General features: G+C 53.5%; 29 protein-coding genes and 1 tRNA gene. 24 read left to right on the top strand and 6 right to left on the bottom strand.

The annotated features are described in order from the left end of the window. Positions 1–40 precede the first annotated feature (40 nt). Genes GSQ70_RS10665 through GSQ70_RS10685 form a run of 5 tightly spaced genes read left to right on the top strand, consistent with a single transcriptional unit; the run spans position 41 to position 3,421 of the window. A complete protein-coding gene (locus GSQ70_RS10665; RefSeq protein WP_158782511.1) occupies positions 41–1,456 on the top strand; it encodes a baseplate J/gp47 family protein in 1,416 nt (471 codons plus the stop codon). Beyond that, positions 1,449–2,228: a hypothetical protein gene (locus GSQ70_RS10670; RefSeq protein WP_158782512.1), complete on the top strand. Its 780-nt coding sequence runs from the start codon at positions 1,449–1,451 to the stop codon at positions 2,226–2,228. Before GSQ70_RS10665 ends, GSQ70_RS10670 begins: the two co-directional genes overlap by 8 nt. Further along, on the top strand, positions 2,221–2,436 hold the full coding sequence (locus GSQ70_RS10675) for a phosphoglycolate phosphatase (protein ID WP_158782513.1): 216 nt from the start codon (positions 2,221–2,223) through the stop codon (positions 2,434–2,436). The genes GSQ70_RS10670 and GSQ70_RS10675 overlap by 8 nt, the downstream gene beginning before the upstream one ends. Then, positions 2,436–3,227 (top strand): phage tail protein, encoded by a 792-nt coding sequence (locus GSQ70_RS10680; protein WP_158782514.1) that lies wholly within the window; start codon positions 2,436–2,438, stop codon positions 3,225–3,227. Before GSQ70_RS10675 ends, GSQ70_RS10680 begins: the two co-directional genes overlap by 1 nt. After that, entirely contained in the window at positions 3,227–3,421 is a 195-nt protein-coding gene (locus GSQ70_RS10685; RefSeq protein ID WP_158782515.1) for a hypothetical protein, read from the top strand. Before GSQ70_RS10680 ends, GSQ70_RS10685 begins: the two co-directional genes overlap by 1 nt. A gap of 74 nt (positions 3,422–3,495) precedes the next feature. On the opposite strand, the gene GSQ70_RS10690 is transcribed toward GSQ70_RS10685, so the two are convergent. After that, positions 3,496–4,689: an acyltransferase gene (locus GSQ70_RS10690; RefSeq protein WP_158782516.1), complete on the bottom strand. Its 1,194-nt coding sequence runs from the start codon at positions 4,687–4,689 to the stop codon at positions 3,496–3,498. Positions 4,690–4,956: 267 nt separating this feature from the next. On the opposite strand from GSQ70_RS10690, the gene GSQ70_RS10695 reads away from it, so the two are divergent. Continuing rightward, positions 4,957–5,205 (top strand): DNA polymerase V, encoded by a 249-nt coding sequence (locus GSQ70_RS10695; RefSeq protein WP_158782517.1) that lies wholly within the window; start codon positions 4,957–4,959, stop codon positions 5,203–5,205. Between the two features lies 1 nt (position 5,206). Next, on the top strand, positions 5,207–5,527 hold the full coding sequence (locus tag GSQ70_RS10700) for a hypothetical protein (protein WP_158782518.1): 321 nt from the start codon (positions 5,207–5,209) through the stop codon (positions 5,525–5,527). Here GSQ70_RS10700 and GSQ70_RS10705 read toward each other — a convergent pair. The 3 genes from GSQ70_RS10705 to GSQ70_RS10715 form a co-directional block, all read right to left on the bottom strand. Further along, entirely contained in the window at positions 5,524–6,681 is a 1,158-nt protein-coding gene (locus GSQ70_RS10705) for a tyrosine-type recombinase/integrase (RefSeq protein ID WP_158782519.1), read from the bottom strand. The two genes, GSQ70_RS10700 and GSQ70_RS10705, sit on opposite strands and share 4 nt — an antisense overlap. 160 nt (positions 6,682–6,841) lie before the next feature. After that, positions 6,842–6,916, bottom strand: a tRNA-Arg gene (locus GSQ70_RS10710). Between the two features lie 541 nt (positions 6,917–7,457). Further along, entirely contained in the window at positions 7,458–8,354 is an 897-nt protein-coding gene (locus GSQ70_RS10715; RefSeq protein WP_158782520.1) for a formate/nitrite transporter family protein, read from the bottom strand. A gap of 249 nt (positions 8,355–8,603) precedes the next feature. Between GSQ70_RS10715 and ccmA the strand changes: the two genes are divergently transcribed. From ccmA to mlaA, 10 genes are read left to right on the top strand one after another with little or no spacing between them, the layout of a single operon-like run. Then, entirely contained in the window at positions 8,604–9,221 is a 618-nt protein-coding gene (gene ccmA, locus GSQ70_RS10720; RefSeq protein ID WP_158785282.1) for a cytochrome c biogenesis heme-transporting ATPase CcmA, read from the top strand. After that, a complete protein-coding gene (gene ccmB / locus GSQ70_RS10725) occupies positions 9,221–9,880 on the top strand; it encodes a heme exporter protein CcmB (RefSeq protein ID WP_158782521.1) in 660 nt (219 codons plus the stop codon). The genes ccmA and ccmB overlap by 1 nt, the downstream gene beginning before the upstream one ends. Positions 9,881–9,939: 59 nt before the next feature. Next, positions 9,940–10,683 carry a heme ABC transporter permease gene (locus tag GSQ70_RS10730; protein ID WP_158782522.1) on the top strand — a complete coding sequence of 248 codons (744 nt, stop codon included), beginning with the start codon at positions 9,940–9,942 and terminating at the stop codon, positions 10,681–10,683. Next, positions 10,680–10,910, top strand: a complete 231-nt coding sequence (gene ccmD / locus GSQ70_RS10735; RefSeq protein WP_158782523.1) for a heme exporter protein CcmD — start codon at positions 10,680–10,682, stop codon at positions 10,908–10,910. The genes GSQ70_RS10730 and ccmD overlap by 4 nt, the downstream gene beginning before the upstream one ends. Then, positions 10,907–11,398 (top strand): cytochrome c maturation protein CcmE, encoded by a 492-nt coding sequence (gene ccmE / locus GSQ70_RS10740; protein ID WP_158782524.1) that lies wholly within the window; start codon positions 10,907–10,909, stop codon positions 11,396–11,398. Before ccmD ends, ccmE begins: the two co-directional genes overlap by 4 nt. Next, positions 11,395–13,353: a heme lyase CcmF/NrfE family subunit gene (locus GSQ70_RS10745; RefSeq protein WP_158782525.1), complete on the top strand. Its 1,959-nt coding sequence runs from the start codon at positions 11,395–11,397 to the stop codon at positions 13,351–13,353. The genes ccmE and GSQ70_RS10745 overlap by 4 nt, the downstream gene beginning before the upstream one ends. Then, positions 13,350–13,907: a DsbE family thiol:disulfide interchange protein gene (locus GSQ70_RS10750; protein WP_158782526.1), complete on the top strand. Its 558-nt coding sequence runs from the start codon at positions 13,350–13,352 to the stop codon at positions 13,905–13,907. The genes GSQ70_RS10745 and GSQ70_RS10750 overlap by 4 nt, the downstream gene beginning before the upstream one ends. Further along, positions 13,904–14,368, top strand: coding sequence for a cytochrome c-type biogenesis protein (locus tag GSQ70_RS10755; RefSeq protein ID WP_158782527.1), 465 nt, complete (start codon positions 13,904–13,906; stop codon positions 14,366–14,368). The genes GSQ70_RS10750 and GSQ70_RS10755 overlap by 4 nt, the downstream gene beginning before the upstream one ends. Continuing rightward, positions 14,365–15,576 (top strand): c-type cytochrome biogenesis protein CcmI, encoded by a 1,212-nt coding sequence (gene ccmI / locus GSQ70_RS10760; RefSeq protein WP_158782528.1) that lies wholly within the window; start codon positions 14,365–14,367, stop codon positions 15,574–15,576. Before GSQ70_RS10755 ends, ccmI begins: the two co-directional genes overlap by 4 nt. A 31-nt stretch (positions 15,577–15,607) precedes the next feature. Next, the gene (mlaA, locus tag GSQ70_RS10765) at positions 15,608–16,369 is read left to right on the top strand and encodes a phospholipid-binding lipoprotein MlaA (protein ID WP_158782529.1); all 762 of its coding nucleotides are present in this window, start codon (positions 15,608–15,610) and stop codon (positions 16,367–16,369) included. 62 nt (positions 16,370–16,431) lie between these two features. Here mlaA and fadL read toward each other — a convergent pair whose 3' ends face one another. Then, positions 16,432–17,715, bottom strand: coding sequence for a long-chain fatty acid transporter FadL (gene fadL / locus GSQ70_RS10770; protein ID WP_158782530.1), 1,284 nt, complete (start codon positions 17,713–17,715; stop codon positions 16,432–16,434). 377 nt (positions 17,716–18,092) lie between these two features. Here fadL and GSQ70_RS10775 point away from each other — a divergent pair, with 377 nt between their 5' ends. The 4 genes from GSQ70_RS10775 to sixA all read left to right on the top strand — a co-directional run bounded on the left by GSQ70_RS10775 (position 18,093) and on the right by sixA (position 22,686). Beyond that, positions 18,093–18,389: a YfcZ/YiiS family protein gene (locus GSQ70_RS10775; RefSeq protein ID WP_158782531.1), complete on the top strand. Its 297-nt coding sequence runs from the start codon at positions 18,093–18,095 to the stop codon at positions 18,387–18,389. A gap of 174 nt (positions 18,390–18,563) precedes the next feature. Next, complete coding sequence (gene fadI / locus GSQ70_RS10780) at positions 18,564–19,874, top strand: acetyl-CoA C-acyltransferase FadI (RefSeq protein WP_158782532.1); 1,311 nt, start codon at positions 18,564–18,566, stop codon at positions 19,872–19,874. After that, complete coding sequence (gene fadJ / locus GSQ70_RS10785; protein WP_158782533.1) at positions 19,874–22,033, top strand: fatty acid oxidation complex subunit alpha FadJ; 2,160 nt, start codon at positions 19,874–19,876, stop codon at positions 22,031–22,033. The genes fadI and fadJ overlap by 1 nt, the downstream gene beginning before the upstream one ends. Positions 22,034–22,203: 170 nt before the next feature. After that, on the top strand, positions 22,204–22,686 hold the full coding sequence (sixA, locus tag GSQ70_RS10790; protein ID WP_158782534.1) for a phosphohistidine phosphatase SixA: 483 nt from the start codon (positions 22,204–22,206) through the stop codon (positions 22,684–22,686). Positions 22,687–22,720: 34 nt separating this feature from the next. Here sixA and smrB read toward each other — a convergent pair whose 3' ends face one another. Then, complete coding sequence (smrB, locus tag GSQ70_RS10795) at positions 22,721–23,272, bottom strand: endonuclease SmrB (RefSeq protein ID WP_158782535.1); 552 nt, start codon at positions 23,270–23,272, stop codon at positions 22,721–22,723. A gap of 163 nt (positions 23,273–23,435) precedes the next feature. On the opposite strand from smrB, the gene prmB reads away from it, so the two are divergent. From prmB to mepA, 3 genes are read left to right on the top strand one after another with little or no spacing between them, the layout of a single operon-like run. Further along, positions 23,436–24,368: a 50S ribosomal protein L3 N(5)-glutamine methyltransferase gene (prmB, locus tag GSQ70_RS10800; RefSeq protein ID WP_158782536.1), complete on the top strand. Its 933-nt coding sequence runs from the start codon at positions 23,436–23,438 to the stop codon at positions 24,366–24,368. A 17-nt stretch (positions 24,369–24,385) separates the two neighbouring features. Further along, positions 24,386–25,471, top strand: a complete 1,086-nt coding sequence (gene aroC / locus GSQ70_RS10805) for a chorismate synthase (RefSeq protein WP_158782537.1) — start codon at positions 24,386–24,388, stop codon at positions 25,469–25,471. 4 nt (positions 25,472–25,475) lie between these two features. Beyond that, positions 25,476–26,300 (top strand): penicillin-insensitive murein endopeptidase, encoded by an 825-nt coding sequence (gene mepA, locus GSQ70_RS10810; RefSeq protein WP_158785283.1) that lies wholly within the window; start codon positions 25,476–25,478, stop codon positions 26,298–26,300.

Here is a 26,300-nt window from a genome sequence, read left to right on the forward strand (position 1 = left end):
GGTCGCCAACAGGCGGCCTTTTTTATTGCCTGGAGAAAACATGGCAGACGCATACATTACCGATACGGGCCTTGATAAACCAACGCTGGCTGATTGTGTACAGGAGATTGGCGATTCTCTGGAGGGTGTTGTTGGCCCGGTTAACCGTGAGGCAGACAGCACTACAGGGCAGTGGATAGGCGTCGAGGCCGAGGCGAACTCTGTTCACTTTGAAGCACTGGAGCACCTCTGGAACTCCCGCTTCCTGTCATCCGCTACAGGGATGGCTCTTGATGCAATCGGATCATGGTTCGGAATTGAGAGGGAAGGGAAAACAAGCACGCAGGTTAACGCTGTTGTTTATGGTTCGGAATCAACACAAGTTCCTGCCGGATCGCTGGCTTCATTTGGCAATTACCAGTTTACGCTGGCATCTGCAGCCACGATAAGCCGTGCATCGTTAGTTGATGGTGTGTTTCAGGTACTTAATAACACTCAGTCCGCATATACAGTCCGCGCTGCTGGTGTTGACTATACATACACAAAGCAAGATGGCGACGCGCAAGCTGATATAGCTGCAGCTCTTTCACAGCTGATTGAAGGAAGCGATCAGTTCACATCAACAGCCAATGGTTCTCGTGTTTATCTGACGTCTGAAAACCTCATCCAGGGCTATCCGGTTTCCATTAATGCCGGACTGCAGTGGGTGACTATCGGATCACCAGCATCATTTACGGCCTCAGAAGCCGGAAGCATCACTGTCCCAGCCGGAGGGTTAAACACTCCTGTCAGCGCAATTACCGGATGGACTGGCGTCAACAACCTTGTCGATGGTTCAACTGGTTCAGAACGAGAAAGTGATTACAACTACCGCCTGAGATTAAAGAACTCAAGGGGTAGCGTGCAGGGCGCGGCCACGCAATCAGCAATCTCAAACAGACTGCTGGCAGTGAGCGGGGTTACGATTGCCCGAGTGATTGAAAATGACACAATGTCTACGGTAAACAACATCCCGGCCAAATCCATTCATTGCATTGTTAGCGGCGGGCTGGAGCAGGATGTTGCTAACGCCATCTGGACTTATAAAGCGACCGCAATAGGCACATATGGAGCGATCACACTTTCCGTAAAGGACATATTTAACAATATTCAGTCGGTGAGTTTTTCGAGACCTGAAGAAGAAGATATTTATGTCAGAGTTAATGTGACGCTACTCGACGATGAGGAGGTGCTTCCTGACGCCGTTATAACGCTTATCAAAGAAGGTGTGGTTAATTATTTCTCAACCCTGTCCCTTGGCGATGATGTCATAACTCAACGAATGTACGGTTACATCTACAGCAAAACTACCGGACTTGGAAGAATTGAAGTTACGGCCAGTCAGGATGGAACGAACTTCTCAGAAGATAATATCGAAATTCCTTACGGTGGCTTTGCTTCTGTCACACCTGATAGGGTGGAGGTGACTGGTGTCTGATTTTGTTGATTATGATTTTTCAGGCGCAATAGCCAGAAGGCCGACCAGCTATCTCAGGAAAACTCAGCAGCCAGTTGATGTTTTTATAGCAATGGGGGTTCTACACCAACGGATAGACAATCTCGCTAAGTATATTTACGAAACAGAAAATATATACAACGCAAAGGGAGTTGAATTAGAAAGATTTGGAGAATATGCAAGTGTAAGCCGTGACGGAATGAACGATGACGACTATCTGCGAGAAATCCTCATGCAGAGAGCTCTTAACTCCGCAAGCGGAACGCCGGGTGATATCTATCTGGCAGCAAACTATATAACATCATCATCAAACATGCGGATCATAGACAGATTCTGCGCAGCTTACAGCCTGCACATCCGTGATGACGTGACAATACCCGTCGATTTCTCAACGCAACTCGATATATACGCAGCTTCTGGAGTATCAACCTCTCATACGTTTTCGAGGGGTGCTGGTGAATCCTTCCTTTTTGGAGGGATTACAGACAAAGCGACTATCGTTGGCGTTAATGGCGATGGTGCGATTGGCGTAAACGGAATGAAATATCTTGGCGTTAACGACACCTCCCCGGTTGGTGAAGAAAATCTTACCGGGTTGCAGGCAAGAACGATTTACTTCGCTGTGGGTATAAACGGAACTGGCGCGGCGCTGGGATATAATGGCGCAGAAAACCAGGCTATTGGAATAAATGGCTCAATCCCTTCCGGCGACGTGCTGGACAGGGGCGTATATTTAGCGGGGACATATGGCTGATTCTTCTTTTTCTGATACAGACGTAACATATCCAGACGGTCAATCAAACAGGGTAAGGCCACCTGATGAAATATTTTCTGCAGGATTTAAACCTCCAGTAAAGAATTCAGACGGCACAGTACAAAAGGGTGATGTACTTGCTGCTAATCACCTTAATTATATTCTTCATGATTTATATGCTCGTATAGCGGCTTTGGAGGCTAAATAATGGCAGATGAAATTCAGGTTACATATATTCAGGACTTGCCCGCAGCGGGAGAACTTAGCGATGGCGATTTATTTCTGTTACACCAGAGCGGAAATGAGAAATCTTTAACATATGGATCGCTTTTATCGAAATTAAACGGTCGACTGCTTGGCCAACCAAAGACTTTTACAGCCAGCGGAAACTACACGCCAACGGACGGCACAAAAATGATAGTCGTTGAAGTGCAGGGGGCGGGAGGTGGAGGTGGCGGTGCAGGATCTACGTCTTCATCAACATATTCTGCAGGCGGAAGCGGCACCGCTGGAGGTTATGCGATGTCGCTTCTGAATATAGCTGACAACAATATAACGACTGTAGCGGTTACAGTAGGAGCTGGAGGCGCTGCCGGTAATGGCGCGCCTTCTGGTGGCTCGACTGGAGGATCTTCAAGATTTGGTAGTTTTATCACTGCAAATGGCGGCAACGGTTCTATCGCTCAATCACCTCAATCGGCAGCTTTCACGATAACCGGCACCTATGGAGGCACCGCGACGGGAGGTAATATCATTAACAGGCAGGGAGATAGCAGTGGTTCCGTTATCTGCGTTGGAGGTCTGATTGCAGTGCCACCAGGAGGAAATTCTGTGTTTGGTGCTGGCGGGAATGGCTATGCAAACTGGAATAGCTCAGGGAAAATTGGCACAGGGTATGGATCGGGTGGCAGTGGTGCCTCCAGTAGTAATTCCCCTTCAGCATATTATTCTGGTGGTGCCGGTGCGGGCGGCGTCGTCATGGTATGGGAGTATGCTTGATGAGTGCGTATGCGATTGTTAATAAGGATGGGCTGGTAGATAACGTTATCCTGTGGGATGCGAAGAAAGATCCAGATTATGATTATGGAAAAGATAATGGCTTTCAGGCAATAATTATTAATGAAGGAGTTATTGTCGGCCCAGGCTTTACCTATACTGGTGGAGAGTTTGTAGCACCTGTTCTTGCGGAGTAGACTGGAAAGAATAAAAGAAAAATCCATGTGATTAAATTAAGCGCCCATGCAGTAGGGCGCTTATTGAAAAGGTATTAAGAAATATTATTGCGTTCTTTTTTGGATTCACAGAAATCATTAATCAGTATGGCGATCTTTTTGCTGTTATTGATTGCCGTAACATCAAATGCCTCACAAAAAGCCCAAGACGCCAGAACAGTAACAGGGATGACAATAGTAGCGCATAGTAAAATCGCAGAAAAACCCAACCCAAAGTAATGTATAACATAGGGCGCAAAAATAGCGAGCACAAGTGTGTGAGTGAGGTATACTGAATAGGAAATTTTACCCAGCCAACGACATAAGCTACTTTCAAGCAGGCGGAATACGCTGGCATTAATGCAAAAGCAGGATATAACCATGATAACACCAATGATGCTGACAATAAATCCTTTGGGTATATCAAATCCATTGTTATTCAGATAATCCAAATACATATTTATGTAATGATATGACGAACTCTCACTATTGAAACCGTATAAGTACAGTCCGATAAGTAGTGTAAATGCTGATATAATAATGCTAACAAGAGAACCATTGGACTTGACGTTGAATGTGGCAAGCAAAACCCCGGCAGGGAAAAGACCCATCCCCCATACAAATGGCACCGAATTTGTAAGTGTACATGCAGATATGGCAAGACAAGCCATTCTTAACAAGAATATATTATGCCCCAAAAAGACAATAAGAAAATAAACCAATAGAGAACCAAAGAATTCTATATTTATCGTCCATAAAACATAGTTAAAAGTTCCCTTGCCTAATATTATTGAGCCATATATTGCCTGCTTTAATGCCTCAAGAATACCCTTGTCTGACGTATAAGCCCATGAGAGCGTAAGTTTTATTCCAAATTCTGTTGCGCGAAAAGAGCCTAACTTTACTAATATTAAGCAGATAAATATAGATGCGATAACTGGTATGTTAAGTCTAAGGTATCGTCTGATAACGGCTGTTTTTAAAAAGTCCGGCGAGAACCCTTTCCTTATGATTGAGTAAGAGAGTACAAAGCCACTCATGACAAAAAATAGCATAACTGCAGATGTACCTTTATAGAAAAAGGTAAAAGGGCTATTGAATAATATTTTGGCAGCATTGCTAGGGTTTGGGTTAGCTGTTAATCCGGCGTGAAGATAGGGATAAAACATCACTGTGATATGGGAAAATATAACAGTAATTGCTGCGATTCCTCGCAATCCATCAAGGCTGCTTATTTTATGATCAGACATTTCAATCCTTGCGAAATTAAAGCGATCACTAACAGAAATTCGTGTAAAGAAGTGTTAATGATACATGCGTTTTCTGTAAGCATAAACAAAATTAACAACTCCCCTGCGAAAGTGCCTTGTCACGCACGCATCTACGACCAGAACAGAAGATCACCTAACTAAATATCCCCCTCGATCAACCCCTTGACACCAACCTCTCAAATCTCCCCTTGATAGCCCACGCCGATCAATAATACTGTATGTGCATACAGTGATTTGAGGTGAGTTATGGCAAGACGATACGAAATTTACTCAGCGTTCAGCAGCGCCATATGTTACGGAACTCCGCGCGGCCAGACTGTGCGTGCCTCTGACTTCGTGCGTGAACTGGCATCGTTCAACCATCATTGGACGCTGCAGGAAGCGGCAGAGTGGATAGGTCGCTACCAACTTAGTTTCCGGCTCTATGCAGAGCACCCGGGCGGTGACAAAGAGTTTTTCCTGATGAACATGGGCAGAGTACAAAGGGGAGGTTGATATGGGGTTTCCAAGTCCTGCGACGGACTACACTGAAGAACGTCCGAACCTGAACGCGATATGCCGCATCAGTCCCACATCGCTGCTTTATGAGCATGATGGCGACATCTACGTTATTGACCGGGCGGTGGCACCCGTGCGCGGAGAGGAGTTCCTGTATGAGCTGTGGGGTGAGTGTGGGCTGGGCAAGATGATGGGCAGGTCGTTAATCACCAGTGACGGCGATTCCCTGGAGGGGAGTGTGCTGGAAGAGGTGATCACCCTGGGTGCGGTGATGTTCAAGATACGGCCGCTGCATGAAGACAGCAGGCCGATTATTTAGCCGACCTTCTCATCAATCCAGTCAGCCCACCACTGCATCATTTCGCGTCGCTTTTCTAGATACTGCGCATGATTATAAATTCCACGGATGGAGCCACTGTCAGTGTGCGCCAGCTGGCGCTCAATAGCATCATGAGGCCATTCGTGCTCGTTCATGATCGTGCTGAACTGGTGCCGGAATCCATGACCGCTGGCAAGTCCTTCATAGCCGATCTGCCGTATAACAAGCAGAACAGCATTTTCGCTTATAGGCTTCTTCTTGTCGTTTCGGCCAGCGAATACAAAATCTGAAATTGACGATGTGATAGGGCGAAGTGTTTCGAGAAGCGCAATTACCTGATCCGACATTGGCACAATATGAATGCGACGTCCTTTCATCACTTCCGCGGCAATGGTGATCGTCCTGGTTGCAAAGTCGATGTTCGCCCATTGCATGGACCGTAATTCTTTCGTGCGCAACGCTGTATATTGCAGAACCTGTGTCGCTATACGAGAAACGATACTGCCAGAGTAACCAGCCAAAGCACTGTTGAAAGCTGGTATCTGATCTGCAGGCAGGAAAGGGTAGTTCTTCTTTCTGTATCCTTTCATTGCATCAGCCAGATCTGGAGCCGGATTATATTTGGCCCTCCCGGTGACAATGGCATATCTGAAAACCTCCCCGCAGCGCCGCCTAGCCTTATTGGCCCTTTCCATTGCGCCGCGTTCTTCAAACCTTCTGATCACCTCAAGTATCTTCATCGGTTCGATTTCATTGATTTCCAGACCGCCAATCATTGGCAATATGTCATCCCTGAACATGCGTGATAGCTCGTCTGCATAGGCAGCAGACCAAACCTGCTTTTTATGCTCGTACCACTCCTGATAGATAGCCCCGAAGGAGTTATCTTTAACCGAATTTTTTTTCGCTTTCACCGGATCAACGCCAGTAGAAACATCCTTTCTTGCCAACCATGCCTTATCCCTTGCTTCCTGGAGAGACATCAGAGGGTATTTCCCTACGGTAAGAACTTTTTCCTTCCCTTCAATCTTGTAGCGTAACTGCCAGACTTTCTTACCTGACACCGGAACGAAGAGGTACAGTCCGTTACTGTCCAGCAGGCGATATGGTTTTTCCTTTGGTTTGGCCGCGTCGATCTGCTTTATGGTCAGCATGGGTAAAATTCCGGTGGGTAAAATTATTTACTCGTTTTTTACCCGCCGAAGAGGGCGGCTGTCAATGAACTAATGCGAACTATGGCGAACGATATATTTTCAGGAGTATTAGATTTGCTGGTGTTTTGCGAACTATAGCGGAGGGTTGCGAACCGTCAGATGGTGTCCCCTGCAGGAATCGAACCTGCAACTAGCCCTTAGGAGGGGCTCGTTATATCCATTTAACTAAGGAGACAGCGCGGGCAGTATAGCGCGTTTCCAGCCACAGATTAAGCACTTACCTGCTTGACTGCTGGTTTTGTCATCAATTTCCACTCAGTTTCCTCTTTCCTCTCCCCCGGCGCAGCTTGTCTTTTGCTGCTAAACCCCGCCGGCAAAAACGTCCTTTTTCGTGATACTTGCGCTGGATCAATATCCGTATAAAAACTGAGGGCTAGTGTAAGGCAACGTAAATCAAGTTTTTTGATTGGCATAATTCCTGAAGGAGTAAGAGTATGTCCCTGAAACTGTCACTTACAGTGATCACCATAGTCTGGCTGGGTTATGTGGCGTTTGCCGGTACTTATTACGTCAGTACATTTAACCTGTTCAGCTAAGCGTATTGGCAACTGACGCGATTATCACTTACGCCAGTTGCCACACTAACCGCCAGATCACTATTCTGCTGCAACCTGCAACCTGCAACCTGCAACCTGCAACCTGCAACCTGCAACCTGCAACCTGCAACCTGCAACCTGAACGGCGTTCTGCTGCTTATCTCCCTTATTCGCCTGTTCCTACTCCTTTTTCGCTTTAGCTTTTGCCTCAGCTTTTGCCTCAGCTTTTGCCTTATTACTCATATCATTGCGGATCTGCGCGTGACTAATCAGCGCAAAGATGAACGTTCCGCCGATGATATTGCCCGCCAGCGTAGGCAGGGCGAAAGGCCAGAGAAACTCATGCCAGCTGATGACACCGTTAAACACCAGGTAGAGAATTTCAACCGACCCCACCACGATATGCGCCAGATCACCCAACGCAACCAGCCACGTCATCAGGATGATTATCCAGATTTTCGCCGCACCGGCGGAAGGGAACATCCACACCATGGTCGCGATGATCCAGCCGGACACTACCGCATTGGCAAACATCTCGGCTGGTGTATGTTCCATCACTTTCTGACTGATGCCGACAAAGGCTTCCCGCGTGGCATCGTCGAAAATCGGCATATGGGTAAACGCGAGAGAAGCCAGCGCTGTGCCGATCAGGTTACCGCCCAGCACAATGCCCCACAGGCGAAGCAGCAACAGCATATTGCTGCCGGTCGGTTTATGCATGATCGGTAAAACCGCGGTGACGGTATTCTCAGTGAACAGCTGCTGGCGGGCCATGATTACGATAATAAAACCAAAGGTATAGCCGAGGTTTTCCAGCAGGAAGGCGCCGGGGACGCCCTCCAGGTTGACCTGAAAGATGCCTTTCGCCATCAGCGAAGCCCCCATCGACAAGCCAGCCGCAATGGCGGAGAACAACAGGGCCAGTCCGTCCCTTTCCAGCTCTTTCTCACCCTCCTGACGAATATGCTCATGAACGGCCGCTGCGCGGGAGGGCAGAGACTCCTCATTTATCTCAATTTCTTCACCTTGTTCACTTTCTTTGCTATCAACTTCGACTTGATCATTTTTGTTATTCATATGCTGCTCCTTTAACCCCAGCGGTCATTAGCACCTTAAGCGTAGCGGGTTTCAGGATTTCGGAAATGTAAGTAAGTTTCAGAATTAAGGTAACAAACCTTTAACTGAGGTGGCTTTTTTGCAGCCATCTCTGCAATCGATCGGCATAATGCAGACAACTGAAGCAGTTACGGTATGCCTGCGGGCTGCGATGAACTGATTTCCTGTGGTACTATTTCACCCATCATTAACAAGTGTGACCCTGATCCGATGCTGGAAGCCAACAATCTGACCTGTGTCCGTGATGAACGAACGCTGTTCAGCGAACTCAGTTTTACCGTTTCAGCGGGCGATATTGTCCAGATTGAAGGGGCGAACGGGGCAGGGAAAACCTCACTGCTGCGCATCCTCGCAGGCCTGAGTCACGCCGAACAGGGTGAGATACTGTGGCAACAGCAGCCAATCCGGCAGCAGCGCGAAACGTACCATGCGGCGCTGTTGTATCTGGGGCATCAGCCGGGTGTGAAAGCGGTATTAACCGCCAGAGAAAATCTGCATTTTTTCCATGCCAGGCATGATGAGGAGGCTCTGTGGCAGGCGCTGGAAGAAGTGGATTTAACCGGTTTTGAAGACGTTGCTGTGGCTCAGCTTTCCGCCGGGCAACAGCGAAGAGTGGCGCTGGCGAGGTTATGGTTAAGTGATTCGCCGCTGTGGATCCTCGATGAACCGCTGACGGCGATTGATAAATCCGGCGTGGAAAAGCTGATGGCGCTTTTTAACCGCCATGCCGATAACGGTGGCGCGGTAATCCTGACCACTCATCAGGAATTACCTTCCGCTGAGCGCACAGTTCGCAAACTTCGCCTGACCTCTTCGGAGGTAGTCTGATGCTCTGGCGTGTCCTGATGCGCGAATTACGTATTGCTTTTCGAAGTGGTTCGGAAATTATTAACCCTTTGTGGTTTTTCCTGATCGTCATCACTCTGTTTCCGTTAGGCATTGGGCCTGAGCCAAAATTACTGGCCCGAATTGCTCCGGGGATTGTCTGGGTGGCTGCGCTGCTCTCTTCACTGCTGGCGCTGGAACGGCTTTTTCGCGACGATTTTCTTGACGGTTCGCTGGAACAACTGCTGCTGTTACCCACGCCGCTGCCGATAACAGTGTTGGGTAAAGTCGCTGCCCACTGGGTGGTGACCGGTTTGCCGCTGCTGCTGCTTTCTCCGCTGGCTGCGCTGCTGCTTTCACTGGATTTCGCCAGCTGGCGCGCCATTGCGTTAACGCTGTTATTAGGTACGCCCACGCTGAGTTTTCTCGGCTCTATCGGGGTAGGGCTGACGGTAGGGCTGCGACGGGGCGGCGTGTTACTGAGTTTGCTGGTTCTGCCGCTGGCGGTGCCGGTGCTGATTTTTGCCAGTGCGGCGATAGATGCGGCGGGCATGGGATTACCGATTGACGGCTATCTGGCCATTCTGGGCGCGATGCTGGTGGGCAGTGCCACCCTTGCGCCTTTCGCGACCGCAGCGGCGCTGCGCGTCAGCGTGCATTAACAAAATACTGATAAAAAACACCAGAACGCTTTTTCTTTATTTATGTGAGCAAAATAATAATGTGGAAATGGTTACACCAACTGGGCAAGCCCGATCGGCTGTACCGGATATGCGGTCAGCTGGTGCCCTGGTTTGCGGTGTCAGGCATCGCGACGCTGCTGCTGGGCTGGGTTTGGGGATTTGGTTTCGCCCCGGCCGATTATCAGCAGGGCAACAGTTATCGCATCATGTATATCCATGTTCCGGCGGCAATGTGGTCAATGGGGATATACGCTTCAATGGCGATAGCCGCATTCACCGGCCTGGTCTGGCAGTGGAAAACCGCCGATCTGGCCGCTGCTGCAATGGCTCCGGTTGGCGCAGTGTTCACCTTTATTGCGCTGGTCACCGGGTCCGCCTGGGGTAAACCAATGTGGGGAACCTGGTGGATCTGGGATGCGCGCCTCACTTCCGAGCTGGTGCTGCTGTTCCTGTATATGGGCGTGATCGCGCTCTACAGCGCGTTCGATGACCGCCGCATGGCCGGTCGCGCGGCAGGGATCCTGATCCTGGTGGGGGTGGTCAACCTGCCGATCATCCACTATTCGGTGCAGTGGTGGAACACGCTTCATCAGGGCTCCTCCGGCATGCTGCAGCAGGCCATTGACCCGAGCATGCGCTCACCGCTGCGCTGGTCGATTCTCGGCTACCTGCTGGTTTTTATCTCGCTGACGCTGATGCGCCTGCGCAACCTGATCCTGTTCACTGAACGCCATCGCCCGTGGGTGGCCGACATGGCAGCAAAAGGGGAGCGTAAAGCATGACACCAGCCTTCTCATCCTGGCAGGCCTTCTTCGCCATGGGCGGTTACGCCTTTTACGTCTGGCTGGCCGTGGCCTGCACGCTGATAGCCCTCGGCGGCCTGGTGCTGCACACCGTTATCCAGCGCCAGCGGCTGCTCGGCGAAATTCGCCAGCGTCAGTCGCGGGAGCGTCGCATCCGTGCGGCAAAAACAAAAAAAGTGGCGAGTAAGACAGGAGAGTTACAGTGAATACCCGTCGTAAAAATCGCCTGATGCTGGTGATAGCGGTGTTAGTTGGCCTCGGGCTGGCCACTTCTTTGGTGATGTATGCGCTGCGTTCCAACATCGACCTTTTCTACACACCCAGTGAAATTCTGAACGGCAAGGGCGAAAACCATGAAAAACCGGAGCCGGGCCAGCGCCTGCGCGTCGGCGGCATGGTGATGCCCGGCAGCGTTAAACGTGACCCAAACACGCTGCAGGTCTCTTTTAAATTGTATGACGCCAACGGCGTAATCAGCGTCAGCTATCTCGGCATCCTGCCCGATCTGTTCCGTGAAGGGCAGGGCGTGGTGGCGCAGGGGGTGCTTGAGGACGGTAACCTGGTCAACGCCAAAGAAGTGCTGGCGAAACATGACGAAAAATATACGCCGCCGGAAATTGAGGATGCGATGAAGCAAAATCATAAGGGGCCGCAGTCGGCTTACCAGACTTCTCCCCAGGGAGGCCAGTCATGATGCCGGAGATAGGCAGTTTCCTGCTGTGCCTGGCTCTTGCGCTGTCACTCCTGCTCAGTATTTACCCACTGTGGGGTGCCGCGCGTCAGGACCCGCGGCTGATGGGACTGGCACGTCCGCTGAGCTATGCGCTGTTTGCCTGTATTCTTGGGGCTTTTATCGTGCTGGTGCATGCGTTTGTGGTTAACGATTTCAGCGTGGCCTATGTGGCAACCAACTCCAACACGTTGCTGCCCGTTTACTATCGCATCGCAGCCACCTGGGGAGCGCATGAGGGTTCTCTGCTATTGTGGCTGTTGCTGCTCAGTACCTGGACGCTGGCCGTGGCGTTGTTCAGCCGCGGGATGCCGCGGGACGCCATTGCCCGCGTACTGGCGGTGATGGGGATGATTAACCTTGGCTTCCTGCTGTTTATCACCCTCACCTCCAATCCGTTTACCCGCTCGCTACCGGACTTGCCGATTGACGGCAGCGATCTGAATCCGATGCTGCAGGATATCGGCCTGATCTTCCATCCGCCCCTGCTGTATATGGGCTATGTCGGCTTCTCAGTGGCCTTTGCCTTTGCTATCGCTTCGCTGATGGCGGGACGACTGGATACCGCCTGGGCACGCTGGTCCCGCCCGTGGACTACCGCGGCGTGGATCTTCCTGACTATCGGTATCGTGCTGGGTTCTGCCTGGGCTTATTATGAGCTGGGCTGGGGCGGCTGGTGGTTCTGGGATCCGGTAGAGAACGCCTCCTTTATGCCATGGCTGGCGGGCACTGCGCTGATCCACTCCCTGGCGGTAACCGAAAAGCGTGGCACCTTCAAAGCCTGGACGGTATTGCTGGCGATTACCGCATTTTCGCTCAGCCTGCTGGGCACCTTCCTGGTGCGTTCCGGCGTGTTGGTTTCAGTGCATTCATTTGCTTCCGATCCCTCGCGCGGCATGTTTATCCTCGCCTTCCTGGTGATTGTTATTGGCAGCTCGCTGCTGCTGTACGCCGTAAAAGGCAGCAAGGTCCGCAGCCGGGTGCAAAATGAAATCTGGTCGCGTGAGTCCTTCCTGTTGGGTAACAACGTTCTGCTGATTGCCGCCATGCTGGTGGTGCTGCTGGGGACGCTGCTGCCGCTGGTGCATAAACAGCTTGGCCTGGGCAGTATCTCCATCGGCGAGCCGTTCTTTAATACGCTGTTCACCTGGCTGATGGCACCGCTGGCGCTGATGCTGGGAATCGGGCCTCTGGTGCGCTGGCGTCGTGATGAACCGCAGAAGCTGTGGAAACGTCTGGGCGTGGCGCTGGTGGGCACGCTGGTGCTGTCCATCGCGCTGCCATGGCTGATGCAGGACCGTATCGAAGCGATGACCGTGGTCGGTTTGCTGATGTCGATCTGGGTGATTTTCCTGACGCTGATGGAGCTGCACGAGCGCGCCACGCATCGGCACAATTTCTTCACCGGGCTGCGCCATCTGTCGCGCAGCCACTGGGGTATGGTGCTGGGCCATCTGGGTGTTGCTGTGACGGTGATCGGCATTGCCTTCAGCCAGAATTACAGCGTGGAACGCGATGTGCGCATGCGACCGGGCGATACGGTGGATATTCAGAACTATCACTTCATCTTCCGTGATGTGCATAACCTGCAGGGGCCGAACTACACCGGCGGCGTGGGAATTATTGACGTCACGCGCAATGGCAAACATGAAGCCACGCTGCATGCGGAAAAACGCTATTACAGCGTGGCGCACACCATGATGACCGAAGCGGCCATCAATGGCGGCTTCACCCGCGATCTCTATGCGGCGCTGGGAGAACAGCTGGAAGGGGACTCCTGGGCCGTGCGTATTTACTACAAACCTTTTGTGCGCTGGATCTGGTTCGGTGGCGTCTTTATGGCAGTGGGCGGCATCTTCTGTCTGTTTGACCCGCGTTACCGCTCACGCAAGAAAGCGCAAAAGGAATGGGCATCATGAATAAAAAAATCCTTTATATCCCGCTGGTACTGTTTCTGCTGCTGGCGGCTGCGCTGATGTGGCAGCTGACGCGCAACGCAAACGGCGACGATCCCACGCTGCTGGAATCCGTCCTGGTGGGCAAACCAGTTCCGGTCTTTAAGCTGGAATCGCTCGATCAGCCCGGCAAAATCTACGACCAGTCGGTGCTGACCGATGGCAAGCCCATTTTGCTGAACGTCTGGGCGACCTGGTGCCCGACCTGCCGCGCGGAGCATCAGTACCTTAATACTCTGGCGACGAAAGGCGTACGGGTAGTCGGCCTGAACTATAAGGACGATCGGGGTAAAGCCATCAACTGGCTGAATACGCTGGGAAATCCTTATGCGCTGAGCCTGTATGATGGTGACGGTATGCTGGGGCTGGATCTGGGCGTTTACGGCGCACCGGAAACCTTCCTGATCGATGGCAAAGGGATTATTCGCTATCGCCACGCCGGTGATATGAATGATCAGGTGTGGAACAGCGAAGTGAAGCCGTTGTGGGATAAATACAGCAAGGGGGCCGGAGCTTGAAACGCTGCCTTATTTTGCTGGCCACGCTGCTGCTCGCTTTCAGTGCGCTGGCTGACAATATTGATACCTATAAATTTTCTTCGGTGGATCAGGAGCAGCAGTACCGTCACCTGACCGGATCGCTGCGCTGTCCGAAGTGCCAGAACAACAGCATTGCCGATTCCAATGCGATGATCGCCGGGGATATGCGTCTTAAAGTCTATGAGCTGTTGCAGAGTGGCCAGACGCCGGATCAGGTAAAAGCCTATATGGTGGCGCGTTACGGTAATTTTGTGACTTACGAGCCGCCTGTGCTGCCTTCCACCCTGATCCTCTGGGCCGGTCCGGCGCTGTTTGTCATTGTCGGCGCGCTGGTCATCATCCTGCGCAGCAGAAAACGTAAGCTCACCGGGTCCGATCTGGACACGGAGCAGCAGGCGCGGCTGGACGCGCTGTTAAAGAATAACGGGAAGCGATCATGAGTGGATTCTGGCTCACCATCCTGGCACTGCTGGTGGCCTCATGCGCGCTGCTGTTGATTGCCGGTGGCCGCAGGCAGCGTTCGGTGGCAGCCGATCGCGATGCGCTAAATAAATCCTTCTACCATCAGCGTCTGCAGGAGCTGGAGCAGGATGAAGAGCAGGGTGTTGTTGGCGAACGTCCGGAGATGATCCGCGAGCTGCAGCAAACGCTGTTGCTGGATATTCCGCAGGAAGAGCAAAGCGTTGAGCACAGCATCAGCCGCTGGGTGCTTTTGCCTGGCGTTTTAGTGATTGTTCTTGTCAGCCTCGGCTTCTATTTCAAAACCGGCGGTTTTTCTCAGGTGATGGCCTGGCAGCAGGTGCAGAATGATCTTCCGGCCCTGCGCGCGCAGGTGATGGATCCCAATGCCAAACCGCTGACTATGGAAGAGCTGGCGCGGCTGGGGCTGGGCATTCGCACCTCACTGCAGAACGACCCGCAGAACGTTAATGACTGGCTGATGCTGGGCCGTATTGGCATGGTACTGAACAATGCGGCAACCGCGACCCAGGCTTTCCAGCATGCCATGCAGCTGGCACCCAACAATCCTGAAGTGAAGCTCAGCTATGCCGACGTGCTGACCCGCTCGCAGGATCCGGAAGATAACCGCCAGGCAGGCATCATGCTCAACCAGATGCTTCAAACCGATGGCAATAATCTTCGGGTGCTCAGCCTGTTGGCATTTAATGCTTTTGGCCAACAGCATTACGCTCAGGCGATTGACGCCTGGCAAAAGATGTTACAATTGTTACCTGCTGGCGATCGGCGCGCGGTGATGATCCAGCGCAGTATCGAACAGGCAAAGACGGAGTCAGGCAAGCAGAACAGCCATCTCGGATTGACGGTACAGCTGGCTCCGGGGGCAGAAAAAATGTTACCGGCTGACGGAGTGTTGTATATTTCCGTTGCTGACGGCACCTCACCGGTTCCGGTGGCGGTGAAAAAACTGCCGTTAAGTCATTTTCCTTTATCGCTGACGCTTGATGACAGTAATGCCATGATGCCTGAGCGCCTGCTCTCCGCGCAGCATCAGGTTCAGGTGCGTGTGCGTATCTCGCGCGACGGCAGCGCCAATCCGCAGTCTGGTGACTGGTTTGGTCTGAGTGCCGTGACGCCGTTTGATGGTCATCAGACGCTGACAGTTGAGATTAACCAACAGCAGCCGTAAGCGTTTTATACTTCACTACAGGGAGACAGATATGAGCTACCGCGTGATGGGCGTTACGCTTGCCAGCGTCCTGCTGATCGGCTGTGCCAGTTCGCAGACGGCGGATCAGCCGCAGGGAAGGTCCGATCCGCTTGAAGGTTTCAACCGTTCAATGTTCAACTTTAACTATAACGTGTTGGATCCCTATGTGGTACGCCCTGTGGCGGTTGCCTGGCGCGATTATGTGCCAATCCCTGCCCGTACCGGGCTGAGTAATTTCCTTGGCAACCTCAGCGAACCGTCCACCATGGTCAACTACTTTGTGGAGGGGAAACCCTACAAAGCGATGATCCACTTTAACCGCTTCTTCCTGAACACCATTCTGGGGATGGGCGGCTTTATTGACGTAGCAGGGATGGCAAACCCGAAGCTGGCGAAAGAAGAGCCGCGCCGGTTTGGCAGCACGCTGGGCAACTACGGCGTGGGTTACGGTACTTATGTTGAACTGCCGGGCTACGGCAGTTTCACTCCGCGTGAAGATGTTGGCGGGCTGGTGGATGACCTGTATGCGCCGCTGAGCTGGCTGAGCTGGTGGATGACGGCCGGTAAATGGGCGCTGGAAGGGGTGGAAACCCGTGCGCAGCTGCTGGACAGCGATGCCCTGCTGCGTAACTCCGGCGATCCTTATGCCTTTGTCCGCGCGGCTTATTTCCAGCGTCACGACTTCCTTGCCAGCGACGGCAAGTTGATCCCGCAGGAGAACCCGAACGCCGCGGCAATCCAGGGCGATCTCAACGATATCGATTCGAATTAACCGCCGCATCGATAAAAAAAGGCCTGTCATCTGACAGGCCTTTTGCATTTTTTGTACCGGTATCAGAACTTGTAGTTAAAGTTCGCGCCGTACAGCCAGGCTTTACCGGTAGAGTTAAAGGTGTAAGGACCTTCCTGAATAGTCACGTGCTGGCCATGCATATAAGAGATCCCCACGTCGACCGAAGCATCCTGGTTAAATGCGTATGAGGCACCGGTGCTCAGCCACAGGCGATCCTGATCCGGGATGGAGATGGAACGCTGGTCAGCCGGAACCGGGCTGTCATCGAAGGCGATACCGGCACGGAAGGTCCAGTTATCGTCGTAGAAGTACGAGGTACCCAGCGCGATGCGGTAGGCATCCTTGTAGCTCTCATCCTTGTAGAACAGCGTCTGTCCGCTGCTGCCGGTGGCTTTCAGCTCCTGGAACTGGCTCCAGCTGGTGTAGGCCAGGCTGTAGTGAACCGCCCATTGCGGTGCCACTTTATGATAGCCGGACACTTCCCACATCTCAGGCAGGTTCAGCGTCAGTGAACCCGGGATGGTTGAGCCGCCAGTGCCGTAAGGCAGGCCAAGGTTCATCGCCTGGTTAATCGGGTTGATGTAACCCGGGATGCTGCTCTTGTAGTCACCGTCAAAGTCGACTTTCACTTCGGAACGGTAGGTGAAACCGAAGCGGTTATCTTTATCCACTTCATACAGGATCCCGGCGTTCCAGCCGTAGCCCCACTCATCGCCTTTCAGGTGAGCAATCTGTGTATCCGCAGGCATGCCCAGCTGCTGGCCAGATTCACCGGCATAGCGTTCAATCTTGGCACGGGCATAAACGGCATCAAAACCCACGCCGAAGCTGAAATGCTGATTAAGGCGGTAAGCGGTACTCAAATTAAAGTTCACGGTTTGCAGGTCAGTTTTGCCTGCATAAGGACCGGCGGCGTAATCATTATTAAATTCAGTCGCCAGGCCATAATTCGAGGTTGCGGACGCGCCGAGCCACCACTGATCGTTCAGGGGCTGAACATAATGGATATTCGGCACCCACTGTGTTGGCGCAATATTATCGGCATTCAGACTCTGACCAGAAGAGCTGGTGCCATCAATACTGACGTCCGGATCGATAAAGACGGCACCAACCGAGAACATCGGGCGATCCATCAGGGCCATGGTCGCCGGGTTACGGCTGGCAGACGCTGCCGTATCACCCATTGCACCTTCACCGGAATAAGCACGGCCTAAGCCAATGGCAGAAAATTCATTAAGTTGAAAACCAGCCGCGAAAACGTTCGAAGAAACAAGTGCCACTGCCACTGCGAGTGCAGACTTTGCAAACAGGTTTTTATGGTTCATGACCACAACCTCATAATCTGATTTTTATTAACTCTGTTACATCAAGTAACAAGCGATCGAAGAGCTCAGGGGCTGAAATACGGCGAACAAATCAGACCAGTGGCCCCAGTATAGGTCTGACCTGTGAGGATGTTGCAATATTGTTTTATAAATATTTCTAAAATCATCCGTAAAAAGAGATCTGCTTAACAAAAACCTGCGCATACTAAGACACCGCGCTGAGTCTAACTTGTTTCAGATCAATTTTAACTGTGATATTCGTCACTTAATGCGGCTTATTCAGCTGATTACCGGACAAGCAAATCGCTCCGGCGTAAACTGTGGAGAGTCATTAATTGAGTGTCGGCGCGTCCTGCGCAGGCAAACTGGAGGATCCCATGACTCATGCCATTAAAAAATGCAGCGCAAATGAAACCGCTGCCTGCTGCTGTGTGGATGTCGGTACTATCATGGATAACACCGACTGTACCGCTTCCTGGAGCCAACTTTACGCAGACCGCCAGCAGGCGGAAGCATCGCTGACCAGACTGACGGAGAAAGCCCGCCAGGTTGAATCCGAACCCTGCGAAATTAACGCGCGCTTCAGCGAACAGCCGGATGGCGTGTTGCTGACAGCAGATTTCACCTTCAGCTGCCAGGCTGAAACTATGATTTTCCAGCTCGGCCTGCGTTAATCCCCAATCAGTCTCAGTGAGTGGGTTCCTCCCACTCACTGTTCCGCAAAGCGTGTTTGCTCTCGCATTTTTCTGTTCCTTCCCGTGCAAAATGTAAAAATCTGGTTAACACTGAACAGGTCAGACCTCTTTCAGGCAATGATGCCGTTTACCGATTTATGACTGGTGACAAGAATGCGCAAAGCGTTACCTTTGCAGACCGGACAGGGCGATCGCATCGCCATTACCCATGGCTTACGGACCCCTTTTGCCCGCCAGGCGACCGCGCTGCACGGCATTCCCGCCCTGGAGCTGGGCAGGATGGTGGTCAGTGAGCTGCTGGCACGCAGTGAAATCCCGCCGGAAGTTATTGAACAGCTGGTATTCGGCCAGGTGGTGCAGATGCCGGAAGCGCCGAACATTGCGCGGGAAATCGTGCTCAGCAGCGGTCTAAGCGTGCACACTGACGCTTACAGCGTATCCCGGGCCTGCGCGACCAGCTTTCAGGCCGTGGCGAATGTGGCAGAAAGCCTGCTGGCGGGCACCATTCAGGCCGGAATGGCTGGTGGTGCAGACTCCTCTTCGGTTTTACCCATTGGCGTTAGCAAAACGCTGGGCCGCGTGCTGGTCGATCTCAGCAAGGCCAGAACCTTCTCACAGAAAATGAAACTGTTCAGCCAGCTGCGCCCGCGCGACTTACTGCCGGTGCCGCCAGCCGTGGCTGAATACTCCACCGGCCTGCGCATGGGCGACACGGCTGAGCAAATGGCGAAAAGCCACGGCATCACCCGAGAGCAACAGGATGCGCTGGCACATCGCTCTCATCAGCGGGCGGCCAGAGCCTGGGAAGAGGGCAAGCTGGCCGGGGAAGTGATGACCGCATTTGTGCCGCCGTGGCGTAACGCACTGGAAAAAGACAACAATGTTCGCGAGCAGTCCAGCCTGCAGGATTACGCTAAACTGCGTCCAGCCTTTGACCGCAAGCACGGTACGGTCACTGCCGCTAACAGTACGCCATTAACGGATGGTGCGGCTGCCGTAGTACTGATGACTGAATCCCGGGCGAAAGAGCTGGGGATTGCGCCGCTGGGCTATCTGCGTAGCTACGCCTTTACCGCGATTAATGTCTGGCAGGATATGTTGCTGGGGCCGTCGTATGCTTCCCCGCTGGCGCTGGATCGCGCCGGGATCACCCTGTACGACCTGACGCTGATCGACATGCACGAAGCCTTTGCCGCCCAGACGCTGGCGAACATGAAGATGTTTGCCGATGAGCGTTTTGCCCGCGAAGTGCTGAACCGTTCCCACGCGCTGGGGGAAATCAATGAAGAGAAATTTAACGTGCTGGGCGGCTCAATCGCTTATGGTCATCCTTTTGCTGCCACTGGCGCAAGGATGATCACTCAGACGCTGAACGAGCTGCGCCGCCGTGGCGGCGGGCTGGGATTGGTCACCGCCTGCGCGGCGGGAGGACTGGGTGCGGCAATGGTTCTGGAGGCCGAATAATGGAGAAGCTATCTGCATTTACGCTCAGCCAGCGGCTGGATAACGTTGGGGTAATCACCCTTGATGTCCCTGATGAAAAAATGAATACGCTGAAGGCTGAGTTTGCCGGGCAGATTAGGGCTGTGATTGCTGAAGCGCGGCGTAACCCGAACCTCGCCGGACTGGTGATTATTTCGGGCAAGCCAGACTCCTTTATTGCCGGGGCGGATATTGCCATGATCGACTCCTGCACCTCGGCTCTGGAAGCGGAAGAGCTGGCGCGGCAGGGACAGGAAGTGATGTCAGAGATCGCCTCGCTTTCCGTGCCGGTGGTTGCCGCTATCCACGGTGCCTGTCTGGGTGGCGGCCTTGAGCTGGCGCTGGCCTGTAATCAGCGGGTCTGCACGCTGGATGACAAAACCCGTCTGGGTCTGCCGGAAGTCCAGCTGGGCCTGCTGCCAGGATCGGGCGGCACCCAGCGCCTGCCGCGGCTGATTGGTGCTTCTGCAGCGCTCGATATGATCCTCACCGGTAAAACGCTGCGGGCTAAGCAGGCATTGAAAATCGGGCTGGTGGAAGACGCCGTTCCGCACGCTATCCTGCTTGAAACCGCGGTGAAAATGGTGCTGAAGGGGCGTAAACCCCGTAAGACATTACCGCTGAAAGAACGTCTGCTAAACGCGCCTGCCGGTCGTGCGTTGCTCTTCACCATTGCGGCAAAACAGACGCAGGCCAAAACCCGTGGCAACTATCCGGCCACGCAAAAGATTCTGTCTGTGGTGAAAACCGGTCTGCAGCAGGGCCGCAGCGCAGGCTATGCCGCAGAAGCCAAAGCCTTTGGGCAGCTGGCGATGACGCCGCAGTCTGCCGCGCTGCGCAGCATTTTCTTTGCTACCACTGAAATGAAGAAAGATCGTGGGGCTGATGCCGATCCACGAGAGATAAAATCCGTTGGAGTGCTGGGAGGAGGGCTGATGGGCGGCGGGATCGCCTTTGTCACCGCCACGCGCGGCAAGCTGCCGGTACGTATCAAAGATATCAAGGCGGAAGGGATCAACCATGCGCTGAAATACAGCTGGGATCTGCTGAGCAAGAACGTCCGGCGCCGCAGGATGACGCCAGCCCAGAGACAGCAGCAGATGGCGCTGATTGGCGGCGGAACGGATTATCAGGGTTTTCATCATCGCGATGTGATGATTGAAGCGGTATTTGAAGATCTGTTTCTCAAGCAAAAAATGGTCGCAGAAGTGGAGGCCAATACTCCGGAACAGACTATTTTCGCCTCTAACACTTCCTCGCTGCCGATAGGTGATATTGCCGCCAACGCGCAGCGTCCTGAAAACATTATCGGCCTGCACTTCTTCAGTCCGGCGGACAAAATGCCGCTGGTCGAGGTGATTCCTCACCACCGCACCAGCGCAGAGACCATTGCCACTACGGTGGCGCTGGCGAAGAAACAGGGGAAAACCCCGATCGTGGTGGCAGATAAGGCCGGGTTTTATGTCAACCGCATTCTCGCGCCTTACATAAATGAAGCGATGCGCTGCCTGCTGGAAGGTGAACCGATTGAGACCATCGATCGGGCTCTGGTGGACTTTGGTTTCCCGGTCGGGCCGATTCAACTGCTGGATGAGGTGGGTATCGACGTTGGCACGCACATTATGCCGGTGCTGGAGCAAGCCTGGGGCGACCGTTTCCGCGCACCGGAGGCCTTTGATGCGGTGCTGAATGACAACCGCAAAGGCCGAAAAAACGGTCGGGGCTTCTACTTATACGACCGTAAAAAACCCGGCAGAAAAAAACAGGTGGATGCAAGTCTCTACAAGCTGCTTAACCTCACACCAAAAAGTCATTTGAGTGGAGATAATATTGCTCAGCGCTGCGTGATGATGATGCTGAATGAGGCGGCAAGAACGCTGGACGAGGGGGTTATCCGTTCCGCTCGGGATGGCGATATTGGCGCGGTGTTTGGCATCGGTTTTCCGCCGTTCCTTGGCGGGCCGTTCCGCTATATGGACAAGCTGGGAGCGGAGCAGGTAGTGAATACATTAGAGCGGCTGATGCAGTCACAGGGCGATCGTTTTGCCCCCTGCGAGCGGTTGAGACAAATGGCCTCCGGCCAGGAAACCTTTTACAAATCGGTGGGTTTGCATAATAGCCACGACGATTCAGGGGGTTAGATTTCTTCCTCAAAAAAGGGAGCAATTGCACAGTTCCGGAAAGCGGTTATTTAGTAAACAATCGGTTGACTATACTCAAGGCATTAGGGTACAACACAGCGTTCATTCACTGAATGAAGAGTCGGAAAGCGGTTTTTTCCGGCGTTTTTGTTTAACAACAGCGGTGCATTATGCAAGTTTTCATTATGCGTCACGGCGATGCGGCTTTAGATGCAGCCAGTGATTCTGTAAGACCTCTGACTCATTGCGGCTGTGATGAATCACGCCAGATGGCGAGCTGGCTTAACGGTCAGGCAGTGGATATTGAGCGGGTGCTGGTCAGTCCTTATCTGCGGGCTGAGCAAACCCTGGCAACGGTGCGTGAAGCACTGACGCTGCCGGAAGGGCAGGACGTTCTGCCTGAACTGACGCCGGGCGGCGATCCCTCGCTGGTGGCCTGCTATCTGCAGGTGCTGGCGAAAGAGGGGGTTAAATCGGTGCTGGTGATTTCCCATCTGCCTCTGGTGGGCTATCTGGTCTCTGAACTCTGCCCGCAGGAAGCGCCGCCGATGTTCGCCACCTCTGCCATTGCCAGTGTCGACTATGATGCTGATAACGCCAGCGGTAAACTTGAATGGCAGTTCAGCCCTTCCAGGCTGGCAAAAGCAATGTAGTTCTTCAGCGGGCCGGAGATATCGGCCCATCCTCCTAAGGCAGTTCCGGCGGTAGCCACTCTTCCACTTCAATCAGTACCAGCAGCGCGGCATCGCCGCCGAACAGCTTGGGTGCCTGATGAAAAGCCATCACCATAGGGTGCTGTGCCAGCCACAGCGGCGTTTGCTGTTTCAGCACATGTTTGCCATGGCCGTGCATCACGCTGGCACAAAAAATGTGCTCACGACGGCAGGCAGCAATCAGCGCGCCCAGCTCATCCTTCGCCTGCTTCTGCGTTAAGCCATGCAAATCCAGGAAAATTTCTGGCGTATAGTCGCCGCGACGTAACTTCTTCAGCTCATAGTGACTGACATCACTGCGTACGTAACGCACCGGCCCTTCTTCGGCCAGCAGCGGCTGGAATTCATCGGAAAAGTAGTGGCTGGCATCCATTTGCTCGGAAAGCAGACGCTTTTGTGGCACTTCCGTGATTTTTTTGCGCACCGGCTTATGGACGATAGTGTCCTGAGTCAGCTTGCGGGTGCCGGTCATCAGTCCACGAAACAGGGCTTCATCCTCGGCGCTTAAAGACTGTTTTTTACTCATCAGATTTTCCTTGCGGCACCGATTTAAGCAATAATTCCTCCAGTTTACCCCGACTTCTGCCACCAGTTAAACAAATGTCACCTTTTTAACGCAGCTGCGCTGAATTATCGTCAGCTTCATGGCAAACTAGCAGCCGAGTTAAGTTTGGCCTGTGGAGGGCACTTTGGACAAAATTTTCGTCGATGAGGCAGTCAGTGAGCTGCACACCATCCAGGATATGCTGCGCTGGTCGGTCAGCCGTTTTGCCGCCGCCGATCTCTGGTATGGTCACGGCACCGATAACCCATGGGATGAAGCTGTTCAGTTGGTGTTGCCCACCCTGTACCTGCCGCTGGATATTCCGGAAGATATGCGCACCGCGCGCCTGACTTCCAGCGAGCGCCACCGCATTGTTGAACGTGTTATTCGTCGTATTAACGAGCGCATTCCCGTCGCCTATATGACCAATAAAGCCTGGTTCTGCGGCCATGAATTTTACGTTGACGAGCGCGTGCTGGTGCCACGTTCACCGATTGGCGAGCTGATCAACGAGCGCTTCGCGGGGATCCTGCCACACGAGCCAAACCTTATTCTGGATATGTGCACTGGCAGCGGCTGTATCGGCATTGCCTGTGCCTACGCCTTCCCGGATGCGGAAGTTGACGTGGTGGATATCTCCACCGACGCGCTGGCGGTCACCGAGCAAAACATCGAAGCGCACGGCATGCAGCACAACGTCACGCCAATCCGTGCCGACCTGTTCCGCGAGCTGCCGAAAACCCCTTATGACATGATCGTCACTAATCCACCTTATGTGGATGAGGACGATATGGGCGATCTGCCCGGCGAATACCGCCACGAGCCGGAACTGGGTCTGGCGGCAGGCAGAGATGGCCTCAAGCTGGCGCGCCGTATTCTGGCCTGTGCGCCGGACTATCTCAGTGTAGAGGGCGTACTGATTTGTGAAGTGGGCAACAGCATGGTGCATATGATCGACCAGTACCCTGACGTGCCGTTTACCTGGCTGGAATTTGCCAACGGGGGCGACGGCGTGTTTATGCTGACCCGCCAGCAGATCGTCGACGCACAGCACCACTTCAGCATTTATAAAGATTAAAGAATTCAGGAGTCATAATGGCTGGTAATACTATTGGTCAGGTCTTTCGCGTCACCACCTTTGGTGAATCCCACGGCGTGGCGCTGGGCTGTATCGTTGACGGCGTTCCTCCGGGCATTCCTCTGACGGAGGCGGATCTGCAGCACGATCTCGACCGCCGGCGTCCGGGCACCTCGCGCTATACCACCCAGCGCCGCGAACCGGATCAGGTGAAAATTCTCTCCGGCGTGTTTGAAGGCGTCACTACCGGCACCAGTATCGGGCTGCTGATTGAAAACACCGACCAGCGTTCGCAGGATTACGGTGCCATTAAAGATGTCTTCCGTCCTGGCCACGCTGACTACACCTATGAGCAGAAATATGGCCTGCGCGACTACCGTGGCGGTGGTCGTTCTTCCGCACGTGAAACAGCAATGCGCGTGGCGGCAGGCGCTATCGCCAAGAAATATCTTGAGATGAAGCACGGCATCAAAGTGCGCGGCTATCTGGCACAGATTGGTGATGTTGCCTGTGAGCTGAAAGACTGGGACCAGGTGGAACAGAACCCGTTCTTCTGCCCGGATCCGGACAAAATCGAGGCGCTGGATGAACTGATGCGTGCGCTGAAGAAAGAGGGCGACTCGATCGGTGCGAAAGTTTCGGTGATGGCTGAGCACGTGCCGGTGGGGTTGGGTGAACCGGTTTTTGACCGTCTGGATGCTGACCTGGCACATGCGCTGATGAGCATTAACGCGGTGAAAGGCGTGGAGATTGGTGACGGCTTCGAAGTGGTCAACAAGCGCGGCAGCGAGCACCGTGATGAAATCCGGGCGGATGGCTTCCAGAGCAATCACGCGGGCGGCATCCTCGGCGGTATCAGCACCGGCCAGGCTATTCTGGCAACCATCGCCATGAAGCCGACTTCCAGCATTACCGTACCGGGCAAAACCATTAACCGCTTCGGTGAAGAAGTGGAAATGATCACCAAAGGCCGCCACGATCCCTGCGTCGGGATCCGCGCCGTGCCGATCGCCGAAGCGATGATGGCGATCGTGCTGATGGACCATTTACTGCGCCAGCGTGCTCAGAACGCTGACGTCCACACGGATATTCCCCGCTGGTAACATGATGAAAAAGACCCTGATGGCGCTGGGTGCGCTGTTAATAAGCGCTTCCACGCTGGCCGCCACGCCGTGGCAGTCCATTAGTCAGCCGATAAACGGCAAACCGCAGGCGATTGGCGCTTTTGCCAACGGCTGTATCATTGGGGCGCAGCCTTTGCCTCTGGACGCCACGGATTATCAGGTAATGCGTCAGGATCAGCGGCGCTACTTTGGCCACCCTGATTTGATCATGTTTATTCAGCGCCTTAGCACTCAGGTGCATAACCTGCAGCTGGGTGAAGTGCTGATCGGCGATATGGGGATGGCAGCAGGCGGACGGTTCAGCAGCGGCCATGCCAGCCATCAGTCCGGTCTGGACGTGGATATCTGGCTGCAACTGCCGAAAACGCGCTGGACTTCAGCAATGCTGCTCAAACCGCAGCCGCTGGATCTGGTCGCTGCAGACGGAAAAAATGTGGTCGCGCGGCACTGGCAGCCAGAGATTGACAGCCTGATTAAACTGGCGGCGAAAGATGACGATGTAACACGTATCTTCGTCAATCCGGCGATTAAAAAGCAGCTTTGTGCCGATGCCGGAGCCGACCGTGACTGGTTGCGCAAAGTGCGTCCGTGGTTTGGACACCGTGCGCATATGCACGTTCGCCTGCGCTGTCCGGCTGGCAGCCTGGAGTGTGAGGATCAGCCCGCTCCGCCGCCGGGAGATGGCTGTGGTGCTGAGCTGCAAAGCTGGTTTGCGCCGCCAAAACCTGGCACCGGTGCGCCAGTGAAGCGGACACCGCCGCCGTTGCCGCCTGCCTGCCAGGCTTTGCTGGATAAACATCTGCTTTAG

The organism is Pantoea sp. BAV 3049 (genome assembly GCF_009765445.1).
Taxonomy (GTDB): Bacteria; Pseudomonadota; Gammaproteobacteria; order Enterobacterales; family Enterobacteriaceae; genus Erwinia.